This is a genomic window from Bacillus cereus, assembly GCF_002561295.1.
Classification (GTDB): Bacteria; Bacillota; Bacilli; order Bacillales; family Bacillaceae_G; genus Bacillus_A; species Bacillus_A cereus_S.
Genome location: NZ_NTUG01000021.1, coordinates 29,666 through 46,077 on the forward strand (window position 1 = coordinate 29,666; position 16,412 = coordinate 46,077).

Below are 16,412 nucleotides of genomic sequence, written 5' to 3' on the forward strand. Positions count from 1 at the left end.
CTTTGTTTGGTTGTCATATCTGAGCCCTTTTTCTCATACGTATGAACTAGTAATTGTTCCACACTTCATCTAGAAATAAACCTCTTTATCAAGTGCATTCCAAAAAGAGAGGTGAAACATAATGGGCGTTATTAACTATACAGAAGAACATGTAAAATTATTAGCAAGACTTATGCGAGCTGAAGCTGAAGGAGAAGGGCAACAAGGCATGTTAATGGTTGGGAATGTCGGCGTAAATCGTGTTAGAGGAAATTGTTTAGACTTCAAGAAGATACGCAATCTACAACAAATGGTATTTCAAAGCCCTGGTGGTTTCGAAGCAACCCAGAAAGGATATTTTTATCAACGAGCACGTGAGCAAGACATTGCCCTTGCAAGGCGTACAATTGAAGGGCAACGTTTTTGGCCTGCCAATTTCGCTTTATGGTTTTTCAGGCCCGAAGGTCCTTGTCCGCCAACTTGGTATAACCAGCAAAACTCTGGAAGATTTAAAAAACATTGCTTTTTCCAACCATCTGGCAAAGACTGCCCAGCAGTATATTAAGGAATGAAAACGAGGAGGGATTTTTGAATGGCACAGCAACAAAATCCATACTATGGAACTTATTTTCAACCTTCTGGAACCCAACTGCCTCCAGGACAGCAACAAATGACACCACAACAACAGCAACAAATGATGCAACAACAGGCGATGCAACAACAAGCTTCTCAAGCACAACTTTCAGCATCACAAGGTATGCTTCCACTAGAGCAATCATATATTGAAAACATCCTTCGCTTAAACAAAGGAAAGCAAGCAACTGTTGTTATGACATATGAGCGTGGTAGCTCGCTTGGCACACAATCCTATACAGGAATTATTGAGGCGGCTGGACGTGACCATATCGTCATCAGTGAACCACAATCTGGGAAGCGTTTCTTATTACTTATGATTTACTTAGATTATGTAGAATTCCCTGAAGAAATTAACTATTTACCTGTTCAACCAGCAGCATATCCTCCAAGATAATAATAAAAGCTGGCAAATGCCAGCTTTTGTTTTGTCTTTATAATCCTTTTACAACTGCAGTTCCTACTAAAATCCAACCGATAATAAATGCTACTCCACCAAGTGGTGTAATTGGTCCAAAAAATTTAATACCTGTTGTACTTAACGCATAGAGACTTCCAGAGAACATAATAATTCCGGCTACCATAAACCAGCCTGCTGTACTTAGTAAAGAAGATTGCATTTTATCCATTAATAACGCAACAACGAATAAGCCTCCAGCATGGAACATTTGATATGTAACACCTGTTTTCCAAACTTCTAACATTTTGGCAGAGACTTTATTTTCTAAACCATGTGCACCAAAAGCTCCTAATACAACTGATAGACCTGCTGCAATACACCCTAATAAGAAGAAAGTTTTCATTCGAATTCCCCTTTTTATTTTTATGATAAAAAATTTTCGCGCATAAGCCAAATAATTTAATTTTTAAAAATCAAATAAAGAGTTTCCATTTGCATCTTCTTCTTTCATATAGACAGGTTCCCCTGAAACTGGCATGACTTGCTGAGTTGTTGCTGTCATTGTCACCTGGCGAGATGGTATAACTTGTGATTGTAATTTTGGCTCTACATACGTATGAGATTCACCCTGTTCATCTAAAAGTAAATCACATAAAGCACGAACAACTGATAGATGTTCTTTCGCCTTCTGTCCTTCACTACTTTTTGCTTTTGCAATTTCATTTGCCATTTTATTTAAAATCTTATCGCTAGATACTTGCATTCCTTTTTCACCTCGTACTTTGTAATTCTTTCTCAAATTGCCCCAGCTTCTCTACTGGACCAAATACTATTATCATATCATGTTCTTGCAATTTTTCCTGCCCTGTTGGATTATGAATAACATTTCCATCCCTTAAAATCGCTAAAATTGTAACATCAAATTGATTTCTTATATTACTTTCTATCAATGTTTTTCCAATTAAAAGAGAACCTTCACCCATTTGAACTTCTTCTATTGCAAAGGACTGCTCTGTTCCATAAAGTACTGCATCAATATAATGGACTGTTAACGGATTTGCGATTCCTTTTGCAATGTGAATTCCGGCCATACTAGATGGATTAATAACTTTATTCGCACCAGCACGGCGTAATTTCTCTTCCGTTTCTGGTTTTTCAGCTCTAGCTACGATTTTAATTGCATCGTTGAGCCCTCGTGCTGTTAATGTGATAAAAACATTTTCAGCATCATTTGCAACAATTGCCACTAAACCTACCGCCTTCGTAATTCCTGCCTTATGCAATACTTGATCCTCTGTAGCATCACCCTGTATATATAAAAATTTTTCTTTCTCTAGCAAAGTTTCTTCTTTATCTACAACGACAAACGGGATGTTTTTCTCTTGTAATTCGTGTACAACTTGAAGCCCTACTCTACCACAACCACATACGATAATATGGCCCTGTAACTCTGCTATGTGTTTGTCCATCTTCTTCCTCCGCACTGCATGAAATAAATTCCCTTCAATAATCATTGCTGCTACTACCCCGATTGCATATGTAACAATCCCTACCCCAACAGGAATAATAAGCAGCGCAAAAACCTTACCGGCCTGTGTTAACGGAACTGCATCTCCATACCCAACCGTTAACACTGTAATCATTGTCATCCAAAAGGCTTGAAACAAACTGATCTCTTCTATCACCATAAAACCAATTGTTCCAAGAACCACAACAAAACACATACATACAACCGCAATACATAATTGTCTACGTGCATCCATCTCATTTTTCAACTCTTTTCTTTGCTACAACCTTTGCCAGTGGAAATAAGATACGTATATACTAGAAGCGGAATCTACGAAAGAGGTTGATATAATGAAAACATTTCTTTCCGCCCTACAGTGGGCATTATTTATTTTAGCTGGTAGTCTAATTGTACCAATCAGCGTTGCTGCCAACTATGGGCTTGAAGGTGCCGAGGCTATCGCTTTTGTACAACGAACATTATTTGTTCTCGGTTTCGCTGGCCTTTTGCAAGCTGTATTTGGCCATAGACTCCCTATTCAAGAAGGTCCCGCTGGCCTTTGGTGGGGAATCTTCTCGCTATATGCAAGCTTAGGTGTCGTATTATTCGGATCAAATAGCGAAACACTTCGGGTCTTGCAATACGCATTTCTTTTAAGCGGCATTATCTGTATTATTCTTAGTGTTTTAGGACTTATTGACAAGCTTGTTCGTTATTTCACACCAACAGTAATCGGAACATACTTATTCCTTCTCGTTGCCCAGCTCAGCGGTTCGTTCCTAAAAGGAATGTTTGGCCTTGATGGACAACATACTGAAGTACAAGCAAACGTATTCATCCTTTCACTCATTGTTATTTTACTATCTTTTTTCATCATGAAGCTACCTATTATTGGGCAATACTCTGTTCTTTTTAGCATTGTCTTCGGATGGATTTTATTTGCATGCTTTGGGTTATCAAATCCGGTTACACCTGTAACAGATATCATTCGACTTCCATCCCTATTCGTATTTGGATACCCCCGCATTGAATGGAATATGGCGATTACCGTTATCTTTGTCACACTGTTACTTCTAACAAATATGTTAGCAAGCATTCGTGTTGTACAAAAAGTTGTTTCTAAATACGAAAAAGATGCCGTCCACGATCGCTTTAAACAAGCTGGTGTTATCACAGGAATTAATCAATTGTTAGGCGGTTTGTTCTCAGCAATCGGTCCAGTCGCCATTTCAGGTTCCGCCGGATTTATTGCTACCACGAATATTTATAAACGACTTCCTTTTATGTTAGGATCAGGTTTTATTATTGTAATTAGTATATTTCCAAAAATCACTTCGTTCTTCGCAGCTATTCCTGTCGCTGTTGGATATGCAGCTATCTATCCTGTATTTGCAAGTATGATTGGTCTCGCTTTTCGGGAATACGATACTGTGGAAGATAGAGAGCGCCTATTCCGCGTTGCTGGTCTTTCACTTTTCACAGGAATTGGAGTTATGTTTGTACCTCCACAAGCATTTTCGACTCTTCCACCATTTTTAGCATCATTTTTAAGCAACGGCCTTGTACTCGGTTCTGTCATGGCCATTTTACTTGAAATGCTATTTTCCCGTTCAAAGGAAAAACAACCATCCTAAACTGGAAAACTTCCATTGTTTAGAGGTGGGAGTTCTCTCGAAAGATATGATAGAATTATCATGGGCAATACGCCCATGATAATATATACTAACAATACAGTCATTCACTTCACCATATAAAGTGAAACTTTAATCAGTGGGGGATTTTTTTCATCCCCCACTGATTATTAGTTGAACCAATCAGGCTTTTACGGACAGTTTCATCTCCCACCTAACTTCCTTTCTTCCGCTGAATTTTGAGGTGGGAGTGTTACTGTCCGTTAATGCGGGATAAATCGATTTTGATTTTTCAACATAGAAATTACGGCTCGGAAATCAAAAAAAGCCCTGCTCTCATTTTCTCCTTGTGTTTTCACATGGCATGGGGCTAAAAAGGGCTCTGTCCGCTTCTATCCATGAGCGGATTCTCTCTTCCATCTAAAAAAAGTGGGTTTCTATATTTTTCAATTTGCATTTATATATCTTCAAAGAGGTTCGATGTCTTACTATTCCCCTCATCAACTTGCTAGAACGAAATTTTAGCAACACCAACTATGATTTCAATACAGAAAGGAACTTTCTATATGTCTTATAAAATGATTGTTTTAGATTTAGATGATACTTTACTACGCGATGACCATACAATTTCAGAGCGTACAAAACAAGCTTTAATGACAGCCCAAGGGCAAGGTGTAAAGGTTGTACTTGCTTCCGGCCGTCCGACATTTGGTATGCGCCATATTGCGAAGGAGCTTCGCTTAGAAGAATACGGAAGTTTTATCCTATCATTTAATGGTGCAAAAATTATTAACTGTAAAACGGATGAAGAACTATTCAGTAGTACACTATCTCCTGAAATCGTTCACAGCCTATATGAAATCAGTAAAAATGAAGACGTTTGGATTCATACGTATGTCGGAGATGACATCGTAACAGAAGAGAATAATCCATATACAGACATCGAAGCCCAACTGACAGGCATGCCACTTATCCAAGTGGATAGTTTTAAAGCAGCTATCCAAGAACCTGTTGTAAAAGTGTTAATGAATAAAGAAGCTGAACGCCTTGTAGAAGTAGAAAAGAAACTCCAAAAACAACTAGAAGGTAAATTAAGCGTGATGCGTTCTAAGCCATTTTTCTTAGAATTTACTGAAGCTGGTGTAACAAAAGGAACAAGCTTAAATCAATTAATTCAAAAACTTGGCATCAAGCGTGAAGAAGTAATTGCAATGGGCGATAGCTACAACGATCAAGCAATGATCGAGTTCGCTGGCCTTGGTGTTGCCATGGGCAATGCGCCAGATGACATTAAAGAAATTGCAAACTACGTAACAGATACAAATATGAATGACGGCGTTGCTAAAGTTGTTGAGAAATTTGTACTTAAAACTGAAGTTCTAGTTTAGTATATAAATTTTTCAACATACACATTGCTACTATGAAACCAAAAGGTAACTTACACTCTCGTTCTCCTTTTGGTTTCACTTGGCATGGGACAGAAAAAGGCACTGTCCGCTTCTATCCACGGGCGGATCCTCTCCCCACCTAAAAAGAGAGGGTTTTTGTCTGTATTTCAATTTGCATTTATATAAAATCACACTTCCAATATGGGTTTGATTTCTACATGTATATGACTGCTTCCAAAACAAAAAGTGACTTACACTCTCTTTCTCCTTGTGTTTTTCACTTGGCATGGGGCTAAAAAAGGCACTGTCCGCTTCTACCCATGGGCGGATCCCCCCTCCCACCTAAAAAGAGAAGGTTTTTGTCTGTATTTCAATTTGTACTTATATAAATCCATTCACAAAACCCATTTGAAGTCAAATACTTCAAGTGGGTTTTTATTTAAATATAAGTAGCTTTGTGAAGATATTTTGAACTTTACAACATTCTCGTAGTGTAAACTTTGTTTTTATATATAATGAAACAAAATAGGCAATTTTATTTTGAATAAGAATAAAGATTTACTATATACAAGCTCACATTTAAGGAGGCCGTTTCATGTTATCTACACCAATCGGAAGATTAAGAGCAATTGGATTAGTCGAGGGGATTTCTTTCCTACTATTATTATTCGTAGCAATGCCTTTAAAATATTTTGCGGATTTTCCAGCAGCCGTTAAAATTACAGGTATGGCTCACGGCGTACTATTCATACTATTCATCTTTGCAGTAATTCAAGTAACAATCGTACACCGTAAATCGATCTTATGGGCTTTAGGTGCATTCATTGCTTCTGTTATCCCATTTGGTACGTTCGTACTAGATGCAAAATTAAAAAACGAACAACAATAAGCAAAAAGGTAGCTAACAATCATCCTGTTAGCTACCTTTTTTATAGGTTTGGAATTTGCCAATCCATTTCTTTCTCATTCATACTAGATAAGATCTCATTCACTTTTGAAAATGGTTTACTACCAAAGAAGCCTCTTCTTGCTGATAAAGGACTTGGATGTACGGATTCAATAATATGATGATTAGAATTTGTAATCAGCTTTTTCTTCGCTTGTGCGTGGCGCCCCCATAATATAAAAATCACTGGTTTATCTCTTTCATTTAAAAGTTCAATTACGCGATCAGTGAAATGCTCCCATCCTTTTCCCTTATGAGAATTAGCCTCTCCCTGCCTAACAGTTAATACTGCATTAAGCAATAGAACACCTTGCTCTGCCCACTTCACTAAATAACCGTTATTCGGAATTTCACAGCCGAGGTCTGCATGCAACTCTTTGTACATATTTTGCAGTGATGGCGGTGTTTTTACACCTGGTTGTACAGAAAAACTTAAACCGTGTGCCTGATTTGGTCCATGGTATGGATCTTGCCCTAAAATAATAACCTTTGTATCCTCATAACTTGTATAATGCAATGCATTAAAAATATCATCAGCGTTTGGGTATATTACATGGGTACTATATTCTTCTTTTAAAAACTGTCTTAGTTTCTGATAATATGGTTTTTCAAATTCTGGTGCCAGTAACGGCTCCCAATCATTCTTTAAAATATGTTCCATCTCTTCACTTCCTATTCATTTAATTGACCATGTCTTGCTTCATAAATACGACAAATGAAATGATAAGAGAAGCTACAGCCCAAACTGTTAAATTCATTAATGAAAAACTCATCGATAGGCCTTGCAACGCCGGTAACTTCCCTGATAAATAATCTGTGAGCGATAAATTTACGCTAAAAATATATTTTGCCCCTTCCCAAGAGGTTGCGAAGGAACTCAATATACCACCTGCAATCAACGCCGCTAGCATAACCCCCATACCAGCTGGTGTATTACGAATTAACACCGAAACCATAAAGGATATAGTTCCGACCACAATCGCAACAAACCATGCTAACCCATATGCCATTAAAATATATTGCCACTGCGGGATAAGATGGACAAAATTTGTATTCAGTGTTTCTTTATCAATTCCAAACCCCGTCAATGTTGGCAAATTCCATCCGGTATATCCGAAAACAACGCCCGATAATACATAAGAAAAAATCCCTACCAAAAGCAATATAAGTGAGATAAATAGCAGCATAGTCACGTATTTACTCAGGAGAATTTTCCAGCGCCGAATCGGCCTTGTTAGAAGCATTTTCATCGTTCCATCACTTCGCTCTCCCGATACGATGTCAATGGCAACAATCATTACAAGGAGCGGAATAAATAATGTAATTCCCTGTTCAATGAATGCTCGTACAAATGTCGGTGCTCCCGGTGCAGTTGGATTAATATCATTGTCTAAATAATATTGTTGTTGCTCAACTCGTACTTTCAACCAAGCACGCCATTCTTCTGGTAATCTAGAATTATTCAAGCGATTTTGTGAATCAACAATTTGCTGCTGCAGTGATACTTTCCAATCGCTCGTACCAAGGCGTTTTTGCGTTGTCTGCACTTCGCGATACTGTGCATAAACAAACAAAGGAATTAGAATTGCCAATATGAGCATAACGACAAAAATACGCTTCTTTCGATAAATTTTTTCTGATTCATTTAAAACAAGATTCGCAAATTCACGCATGTTGCTCACTCCTCGTGAGTTCGATAAATAGATCTTCTAGCGTAAATACAAGCTCCTTCACGCTATGTACAGCTATTCCACTTTCTACAAAACGTTTATTCCAATTACTAATTGTCGCAATATCCATTCGGCACAATAAACGTTCATTATCAATGCTAATTTCCCTGACTTCTGTTGAAGTTTTTAAAATTTCTAGCGCTTGAGAAATCGGTGTAACAACCCATTCAACACGATCGCTCGCGGTTTTAATTAACTCTTCAATTGGTGCAACCGTAATCATTTTTCCTTTATGAATAATAGCCACGCGATCACATATCATTTGTACTTCACTTAGTAAGTGACTCGAAATAAAGACACTCATATTTTCTTCTTTCACAAGCTTATGTATAAACTCCCGCATCTCTCTTATGCCAGCTGGATCTAAACCATTTGTTGGCTCATCTAATATAAGCAGTTTCGGATTTCCAAGAAGAGCCTGTGCGATTCCAAGACGCTGTTTCATACCAAGAGAATATGTTTTTACTTTATCGTGAATACGTTCGTCTAAGTGAACCATTTTTGCTATTTCTAAAATACGTTCATCTGATATACCGCCAAGCATCCGTGCAAATTGCTTTAAATTTTCCCATCCGGTTAAATATGTATAAAGCTCTGGATTTTCCACGATACTACCAATTTGCCTCATCGCCTTCTGAAAATCCTCTTTAATATGATAGCCGCCAACCGTAATCTCGCCCTCAGTTGCTTTAATAAGCCCTACTAGCATCCGAATGGTCGTCGTCTTTCCAGCTCCATTTGGACCTAAAAATCCAAACACTTCTCCTTGCTTCACATCAAACGAAATGTTTTCAACAAGCGTCTTTTTCCCAATGATCTTTTTCACATTTCGCACTGAAAGTATCGTCTTCATTTCGTCCCTCCTTCATTTAGCTTCAACTTACTTACAACATTTTGTAATAAGCGATCTGCCATATATGAGTAGCCTGTTTCATTCGGATGGAAATGATCTGAGTACAATAATTCCTTCCCACGATTTTGAAACAGATCGAACGTTGGTGTAATATATACATTTTTATTATCTATTGCTAATTTCTCTAAAGATGCGTTCCAATCTACAACAATCGATGAAGAACCTTTTAAATCCTCTACATCTTCAAATGGATTATATAATCCAAGCCAAAAAATCGGACTATCTGGATTTAACTTTCGAACGTCAGTTAAAATTTGCTTCGCCTGACTTTGAAATGTTTCTACATCAGGACGATATGCCTCTAAATCTATCTTTTCAAGTGATTCCCAACCTGGAAATAAGTCATTTCCTCCAATTGTTAAAACAATTAAGTCTGCTTGCTTAATGGCATACTGAGCGCCGCTGCTCTCTATTTGCTTTAGCAAATCTGGCATCTTCGCACCGCTCACCGCTAAGTTCGTTAATGCAACCTTTTGTTTATAATCCTTTTGTAGACTTTCTTTCACTCGTCCCACATAGCCAATGCCTTCTTTATCGCCAACACCTCGTGTTAAAGAATCCCCTAAGCTAACTACTTGCAATGTCCCTGGTTTTTGTTTCCCTTGTACTTGTTTTTCTTCTGTTTTCGTAGTTAAATTAGAAGCCTTCGGATTTAATACATCATTCACACCCGAAATAAAGCCATATGCAAATAAACAAAAAGATGCAATTGTAATAAGTAAAATTCCTTTTACTAATTTTGCCCTCATGTCAAAACTCCTTTTAGCCTAGTAGATTGCCCATATTATACCAAACGCCTATTTGAAAAGCGATTTTCATCTCTTCTATAACTTAGGTAGTTTCACGAATAGTCAATTGCGGTAAGAGTTCAATACTCTTCACATCTATTTTTTCATCTTTTATCTTCTCATATAGTATTTCAAATGCTTTTGCACCAACTGCTTTACTAGAATGAGCAATCGTTGTAATTCCTAATACATCTGCTACTTCTTGATCGTCACATCCAATAATAGCTAGATCTTCCGGAATTCGAATACTATGTTTTTTTGCTTCTGTTACCATCCCTGCCGCAATATGGTTACAAGAAATAAGGAATGCTGTCGGCTTTACAGACATCCGCATCCATTCCCTTATTACATTACGCCCGTCATCCACCTTAAAACACCCTTTAAATTTCCAGTTATCTGCAGGTGTAATAGAAATATGTTGCAGTGCATCCTCGTACGCTTGTTTTCTTCTTTGACTATTAATGCTATTGTCTCTTCCAATACAATATCCAATACAAGTATGACCAGCATCTATCAAGCTGTTCATTCCTTGTGAAAACACTTTATAATAATCAATATGTACGCTCGAAATGAAACTCGAATCTATTTCTTCACACACTACAATTGGCCCAAATTTCGTATACTCCTCGAGCTTTTCCTTATCATTTGTCCGGGAACATATAATGACTCCATCAAGCTTTTTCATTTTTAACATCTGCAAAATTTCAAGTTCCCGTTCTTCACTGTAATTCGTCTGACAAAGCATCATATGATAATTATTCTTTGCAGTTTCTCTCGATATCCCCTCAATAATCGCACTATAATATTGATCATTTACATGCGGCAATAAAACACCAATTACATTTGTTTTTCCTTTCACTAAATGAATCGCATTCACGTTTTGTGTGTAATTTAATTCCTCAATAATTGCTAAAATTTCTTTTCTCTTTTTATCACTTACATACGGATGGTTATTTAATACTCGCGAAACTGTTGATACTGATACACCAGCAATTTCAGCAATTTTTTTTATATTTGTCATCTTACTTCCTCGCCTTCTCTCATTTAAATGAACCTCATCAAAAATTCCCTCTTGACCTGGTAAGCTTTCCACAATATATCCTTTCCTAGCAAGTACATTCGGAAAGGATTTGAAACATATGATACGTCTAAAACTAGACTATATATTTTTTATTAGTGGACTACTCATCCTATCTCTTGGAATTAATATGATGACAACTATTACTTCATTTGGCCTTAGCCCTTATGATTCATTTTTCATTGCCCTATATCAAAACTTTGGAATTAGTATTGGCTTTTGGATTTTTATGATTAACTTTGTTTTTACACTTATTGTGCTCTTTCTAAATAAAAAGCATATTACAGTCGGAACAATTGTTACTATGGTTCTTATTTCTGTTTTTGTTGATTGGATTGGTTCTATCGATGCCATTATGAATTTAATCCGTTCTCTTCCAAAATATATAACACTTATATGTGGAAATCTATTTGTAGGTGCTGGAATTGGTATTTATGTATCTTCACAGCTTTGTGCTGCACCGCAAGAAGCATTTGTCTTAACCATGGCTGAAAAGAAAAAGTGGACATTTCGCCGCACGGAAATTTCATTAGCCTTTTTATTTTTAACACTCAGTTTCTTGTTAGATGGGCCTATTTACTTCGGAACCATTATCCTTTCCTTTACAACAGGCTGGATTATTCAAGCATTTATTCAGATTGGTACAAACATCCTCAACATAAAAAAGCCTATTGAGCATCATGCTCAATAGGCTTCATCTATTTCACTGAAAGACAGCTTTCTGAATATAATCAAAAACAACCTTTTCATCATTTGGTAATACACTCGGCTGAATTTTTTTCGTATCAATAGCGGTGTTCGGATCTTTCAAACCGTTACCTGTTAATACCGCTACAACCTGACTTCCTTTTGCAATCCCACCGCTTTGCAATTGTTTATAAACACCTGCAAGAGAAGCGCATGAAGCAGGTTCTGCAAAGATCCCTTCGTACTTCGCTAACCATTCATATGCCTCAAGAATTTCACGATCTGTTACTTCGTCAATTTTACCTCGAGATTGTTCTGTAGCTAGGACGGCTTGCTTCCAACTTGCCGGATTCCCAATGCGAATGGCTGTCGCGATTGTTTCTGGCTCCTCTATTTTATGTCCGCGTACAATCGCCGCAGCTCCTTCAGCTTCAAATCCATGCATCTTTGGTAAACCCGTACCAAGTCTTTCATGATACTCTTTGAAACCTTTCCAATACGCTGTAATATTGCCTGCATTCCCAACTGGAAGTGCTAAAATATCCGGTGCCTTTCCAAGCGCATCACAAATCTCAAATGCAGCTGTTTTTTGCCCTTCAATTCGGTATGGATTAACGGAATTTACAAGTGTAATAGGTGATAATTCGCTTAACTTACGCACAATTTGCAAAGCATGGTCGAAATTCCCATCAATACTTATAACCTCAGCACCGTACATGACGGCTTGCGCTAACTTTCCGTATGCAATCTTACCATTCGGGATAATGACGATGCATGATAGCCCTGCCCTAGCTGCATAAGCTGCTGCAGATGCAGACGTATTACCCGTAGATGCACAGATAATCGCCCCGCTCCCCGCTTCTTTCGCTTTCGCTACCGCCATTACCATACCGCGATCCTTAAAGGAACCGCTTGGATTCGCCCCTTCTATTTTCCCGTAAATTGTTACGCCCCACTGCTTTGAAAGGTTTTCTAGTAAAATAAGTGGTGTATTACCTTCATGCAATGTTAAGGGTGGTGTCTTTTCCGTAATAGGTAAAAACTCTTCATACTCAGCAAGCAAGCCTTTCCACATTACTTAGCATCTCCTTCGATTCGATAGTTTGCTTTTACACAACCTACTTCTTCGTATGTGCTCAGTGTATGTAAAATATATTCATAGTCTGCAAGTGATGCACGATGCGTTACGATAACAATCTCAGCCTTTCCTTTCTCACCAAGTGGCATTTGAATAATTTTCTCAAAGCTCACACCTCGTTCGGAGAATAAAGATGTAAGTTTTGCAAACACACCAATTTCATCTTTTACATGTAAACGTAAAAACTTTTTCACAAAAATTTCATTTGGCTCTTTTAATACCTTCTCATATTGCGGAGAAACTGCACTATTTCCAGTTACACCAAGGCGTACATTTTGCATTACAGCGACTAAATCAGAAACAACTGCTGTCGCTGTTGGTAAGCTTCCTGCACCAGGCCCATAAAACATCGTTTCTCCTACCGCTTCACCATACACATACACGGCGTTATATTCATTTTGAACAGCTGCAAGAGGATGTGTATTCGGAAGTAACGTTGGTTCAACTGTTACCTCTAACTTTTCACCATCGCGCTTTGCAAGCCCAATTAATTTAATTGTGTATCCTAAGCTTTTACTATACGCAATATCTTCCTCCGTAATGGAAGTAATCCCTTTCACCTTCACATCTCCAAGTTCTACATTTGTAGAAAAACCAAGAGTAGCCAAAATCGTCATTTTCCTTGCTGCATCTAAACCTTCAACATCTGATGTTGGATCTGCTTCCGCAAATCCAAGCTGCTGCGCTTCATTTAACACGTCGTCATACGCTCTCCCTTCGTCAGACATTTTTGTCAGAATAAAGTTTGTTGTTCCATTCACGATTCCCATCACTTTCGTAATCAGGTCGGAAGAAAGTCCTTCTACGATGCTGCGCAGAATCGGAATCCCTCCGGCTACACTCGCCTCGTAAAACAAATCAGCTTGATTCTCTTTTGCCACCGTCAAAAGTTCTGCTCCGTGCAATGCCATTAAATCTTTATTAGCAGTAACAACATGTTTACCATTTTTCAAAGCTTTTAAAATATAAGCTTTCGCTTCCTCTATACCGCCCATCACTTCAATGACAACATCAATATTAGGATTATCTATAATTTCATTCGCATTTTTCGTTAATAAAGTAGAGGGTACTTGGACCTCTCTCTCTTTTTCAATATTTTGCACTAATACTTTTGTTACTTTCACTGGACAACCAACTTGGTGCATCAATCGTTCTTGATGATCCGTAATAATACGAACTACACCGCTGCCAACTGTTCCAAGGCCTAATAAGCCTACTTGAATTTCATTCATGATACTGTCCACCCCTCTAGAAAATTGTATTTAGATGCCATTATATAAGTTAAAATTCTGAAAAACAATGTATTTTGAACATTTAGAAAAATAAAGAGTAGCCCTTACAAAGAAAACGTTGCCACGTGTTATATAATGACCATCCTATAAAAGATAAGGGGTTTCTTGATATACATAATAATTTAACCAATTTGAAAATAATAAGTTTCCATGACTCCGCCACCTTATAATTGGATCTTCAGATGGATTATTATGTTTAAAATAGTTTTGGGGCACCTTAATATTGAGCCCTTTTTGTTTATCACGTTCATATTCCTCTTTTAACGTATAGCAACTGTATTCACTATGACCAAGAGCAAAAACGTGCTTCCCCTCCTGCCCCATAACAAGGTGAACGCCTGCCTCTTCTGACGTTGCTAGTAAAGTCAATTCTCGTACTTTTTCAATATCAGATGCACGCACTTCCGTATGACGTGAATGCGGTGCAAAAAAGAGTTCATCGAATCCTTGCAATAATTTCACATGCTGCTCATGTACTTCATGTTCAAATACACCAAACATCTTTTCTTCAAGTGGGTATTTTGGAACGCCATAATGATAATACAAACCAGCCTGCGCCCCCCAACAAATGTGCAATGTAGATGTTACATTTGTTTTTGAGTACTCCATTATACGTCCAAGTTCTTCCCAATAATCTACATCTTCAAAAGGAAGTGTTTCAACTGGCGCCCCTGTAATAATGAGACCATCAAATTTTTCTCCCTCAATATCACGAAATGTTTTATAAAAACTTGTTAAATGATCTTGAGCTACATTACGAGAGATGTGAGACTCCATATGAAGCAAATGCACATCTAATTGAAGTGGTGTATTACCGAGTAATCGGAGTAATTGTGCTTCTGTTTCCTGTTTTGTTGGCATTAAGTTTAAAATTGCTATTTTTAAAGCACGTATATCTTGTGTTTCCGCTCGCTCTTTTGTCATCACAAAAATATTCTCTTTTTGCAATACTTTACGGGCAGGTAAATCTTTATCAACAATGATCGGCATGCGCTTTGCCTCCAACTAACGCTTTCTCTAGGTCCGCAATAATATCAGACACATCTTCGATACCGACTGATAAGCGAATTAAATCCGATGAAACACCCGCCAAACGCTGCTCTTCTTCATTTAACTGTCTGTGCGTTGTACTAGCAGGATGGATGACACATGTTCTTGCATCCGCTACGTGTGTTACAAGCGTTGCTAGTTTTACATTTGCAATAAACTCTTTCGCAGATTCTAATCCTCCTTTAATTCCAAATGTTAAAACACCACTTGCCCCTTTTGCCAGGTACTTTTGCGCTAGAGGATAATTCTCGTTACTCTCTAACCCCGGATAATTCACCCATTCAATACGATCATGATTAGCAAGCCACTTCGCCACTGCAAGAGCATTTTCACTATGACGCTCCATTCGCAAATGCAATGTCTCTAAACCAATGTTGCTAATATACGCATTGAATGGGCTCATACAGTTACCATAGTCTCTTAATAATTGAACGCGCGCTTTCACAATATATGCCGCCTGCCCAAAGTTCTGCACATAACTTACACCGTGATAACTTGGATCTGGTTCGACGAGCTCTGGATATTTTCCATTTGTCCAATCAAAATTTCCGCCATCGATAACAATTCCGCCTAATGAACTTGCATGACCATCAATATATTTCGTTGTAGAATGCACAATAATATTTGCCCCATGTTCAAACGCTTGGCACAAATATGGTGTCGCCAATGTATTATCCACGATAAAAGGTACTTCTATTTCTTTTGCAGCTTTCGAAAACTCTTTAAAATTTAAAACATTCATCGCTGGATTCCCCAGGGACTCTGCATAAATCAACTTTGTTTTGTCATTTGCAAGTGCCACAATTTCATCAGCAGATAAATTTGGATTAAAGAAGGTAACATCAATCCCTAGTTTACGTAGACTTACCCCAAACAAATTAAAAGTTCCCCCATAAACGGTTGAAGAACAAAGCAAATGATCACCACTACTACAAATATTTAAAACAGCAAGCATAATAGCCGCTTGACCAGAGGCTGTTGCAACAGCTCCAACTCCACCTTCGAGATCGGATAACTTTTGTTCAAATGCTGCTAGTGTCGGATTTCCAATACGCGTATAAATGTAACCCTCTGCCTCTAAATTAAAAAGTGCTGCTAAATCATCTGACGTATCATATTTGTACGTCGTACTTTGATAAAGCGGTAAAACACGCGGTTCACCATTCTTCGGTGTATAACCACCTTGCACACAAATTGTTCCTCTTCCCCATGATTCACTCATTTTCTATACTCCTTTCTTTTATAAAAAATA

Annotated in this window: 18 protein-coding genes; 6 read left to right on the plus strand and 12 right to left on the minus strand. The window is 37.9% G+C overall.

All coding sequences use genetic code 11. The annotated features are described in order from the left end of the window. Positions 1 to 121 precede the first annotated feature (121 nt). Together CN373_RS14160 and gerQ are read left to right on the plus strand one after the other, a co-directional pair. The gene (locus CN373_RS14160) at positions 122 to 544 is read left to right on the plus strand and encodes a cell wall hydrolase (RefSeq protein ID WP_000538223.1); all 423 of its coding nucleotides are present in this window, start codon (positions 122 to 124) and stop codon (positions 542 to 544) included. 27 nt (positions 545 to 571) lie between these two features. Next, positions 572 to 1,009, plus strand: coding sequence for a spore coat protein GerQ (gene gerQ / locus CN373_RS14165; RefSeq protein ID WP_000068653.1), 438 nt, complete (start codon positions 572 to 574; stop codon positions 1,007 to 1,009). A gap of 37 nt (positions 1,010 to 1,046) precedes the next feature. On the opposite strand, the gene CN373_RS14170 is transcribed toward gerQ, so the two are convergent. The 3 genes from CN373_RS14170 to CN373_RS14180 all read right to left on the minus strand — a co-directional run bounded on the left by CN373_RS14170 (position 1,047) and on the right by CN373_RS14180 (position 2,775). Next, the gene (locus tag CN373_RS14170) at positions 1,047 to 1,415 is read right to left on the minus strand and encodes a DUF423 domain-containing protein (RefSeq protein ID WP_000846609.1); all 369 of its coding nucleotides are present in this window, start codon (positions 1,413 to 1,415) and stop codon (positions 1,047 to 1,049) included. Between the two features lie 63 nt (positions 1,416 to 1,478). Beyond that, a complete protein-coding gene (locus CN373_RS14175; protein ID WP_001198365.1) occupies positions 1,479 to 1,775 on the minus strand; it encodes a YwdI family protein in 297 nt (98 codons plus the stop codon). A 7-nt stretch (positions 1,776 to 1,782) separates the two neighbouring features. Continuing rightward, a complete protein-coding gene (locus CN373_RS14180; protein WP_000340072.1) occupies positions 1,783 to 2,775 on the minus strand; it encodes a potassium channel family protein in 993 nt (330 codons plus the stop codon). Between the two features lie 94 nt (positions 2,776 to 2,869). Here CN373_RS14180 and CN373_RS14185 point away from each other — a divergent pair, with 94 nt between their 5' ends. From CN373_RS14185 to CN373_RS14200, 3 genes are all read left to right on the plus strand, one after another. Further along, on the plus strand, positions 2,870 to 4,153 hold the full coding sequence (locus tag CN373_RS14185; RefSeq protein ID WP_000847009.1) for a purine/pyrimidine permease: 1,284 nt from the start codon (positions 2,870 to 2,872) through the stop codon (positions 4,151 to 4,153). 563 nt (positions 4,154 to 4,716) lie between these two features. After that, on the plus strand, positions 4,717 to 5,538 hold the full coding sequence (locus tag CN373_RS14195) for a Cof-type HAD-IIB family hydrolase (RefSeq protein WP_000120677.1): 822 nt from the start codon (positions 4,717 to 4,719) through the stop codon (positions 5,536 to 5,538). 595 nt (positions 5,539 to 6,133) lie between these two features. Then, a complete protein-coding gene (locus tag CN373_RS14200) occupies positions 6,134 to 6,427 on the plus strand; it encodes a DUF3817 domain-containing protein (protein WP_000953391.1) in 294 nt (97 codons plus the stop codon). Positions 6,428 to 6,467: 40 nt separating this feature from the next. On the opposite strand, the gene CN373_RS14205 is transcribed toward CN373_RS14200, so the two are convergent. The 5 genes from CN373_RS14205 to CN373_RS14225 all read right to left on the minus strand — a co-directional run bounded on the left by CN373_RS14205 (position 6,468) and on the right by CN373_RS14225 (position 10,936). Beyond that, entirely contained in the window at positions 6,468 to 7,145 is a 678-nt protein-coding gene (locus tag CN373_RS14205) for a uracil-DNA glycosylase (protein WP_000400082.1), read from the minus strand. A gap of 19 nt (positions 7,146 to 7,164) precedes the next feature. Continuing rightward, complete coding sequence (locus tag CN373_RS14210; RefSeq protein ID WP_098359564.1) at positions 7,165 to 8,157, minus strand: ABC transporter permease; 993 nt, start codon at positions 8,155 to 8,157, stop codon at positions 7,165 to 7,167. After that, positions 8,150 to 9,067: an ABC transporter ATP-binding protein gene (locus CN373_RS14215; protein ID WP_000849235.1), complete on the minus strand. Its 918-nt coding sequence runs from the start codon at positions 9,065 to 9,067 to the stop codon at positions 8,150 to 8,152. The genes CN373_RS14210 and CN373_RS14215 overlap by 8 nt, the downstream gene beginning before the upstream one ends. Further along, complete coding sequence (locus CN373_RS14220; RefSeq protein WP_001201867.1) at positions 9,064 to 9,876, minus strand: SGNH/GDSL hydrolase family protein; 813 nt, start codon at positions 9,874 to 9,876, stop codon at positions 9,064 to 9,066. Before CN373_RS14220 ends, CN373_RS14215 begins: the two co-directional genes overlap by 4 nt. 82 nt (positions 9,877 to 9,958) lie before the next feature. Further along, positions 9,959 to 10,936, minus strand: a complete 978-nt coding sequence (locus CN373_RS14225; RefSeq protein WP_098359601.1) for a LacI family DNA-binding transcriptional regulator — start codon at positions 10,934 to 10,936, stop codon at positions 9,959 to 9,961. Positions 10,937 to 11,054: 118 nt separating this feature from the next. Between CN373_RS14225 and CN373_RS14230 the strand changes: the two genes are divergently transcribed. Beyond that, entirely contained in the window at positions 11,055 to 11,684 is a 630-nt protein-coding gene (locus CN373_RS14230; RefSeq protein WP_033664367.1) for a YczE/YyaS/YitT family protein, read from the plus strand. Positions 11,685 to 11,696: 12 nt separating this feature from the next. On the opposite strand, the gene thrC is transcribed toward CN373_RS14230, so the two are convergent. From thrC to CN373_RS14250, 4 genes are all read right to left on the minus strand, one after another. Next, positions 11,697 to 12,755: a threonine synthase gene (thrC, locus tag CN373_RS14235; RefSeq protein ID WP_000265456.1), complete on the minus strand. Its 1,059-nt coding sequence runs from the start codon at positions 12,753 to 12,755 to the stop codon at positions 11,697 to 11,699. Then, positions 12,755 to 14,050, minus strand: coding sequence for a homoserine dehydrogenase (locus tag CN373_RS14240; protein WP_098359565.1), 1,296 nt, complete (start codon positions 14,048 to 14,050; stop codon positions 12,755 to 12,757). The genes thrC and CN373_RS14240 overlap by 1 nt, the downstream gene beginning before the upstream one ends. 144 nt (positions 14,051 to 14,194) lie before the next feature. Beyond that, positions 14,195 to 15,100: a homoserine O-acetyltransferase MetA gene (metA, locus tag CN373_RS14245; protein ID WP_001121818.1), complete on the minus strand. Its 906-nt coding sequence runs from the start codon at positions 15,098 to 15,100 to the stop codon at positions 14,195 to 14,197. Beyond that, entirely contained in the window at positions 15,084 to 16,382 is a 1,299-nt protein-coding gene (locus CN373_RS14250; protein ID WP_098359566.1) for a bifunctional O-acetylhomoserine aminocarboxypropyltransferase/cysteine synthase, read from the minus strand. Before CN373_RS14250 ends, metA begins: the two co-directional genes overlap by 17 nt. Positions 16,383 to 16,412: the final 30 nt, after the last annotated feature.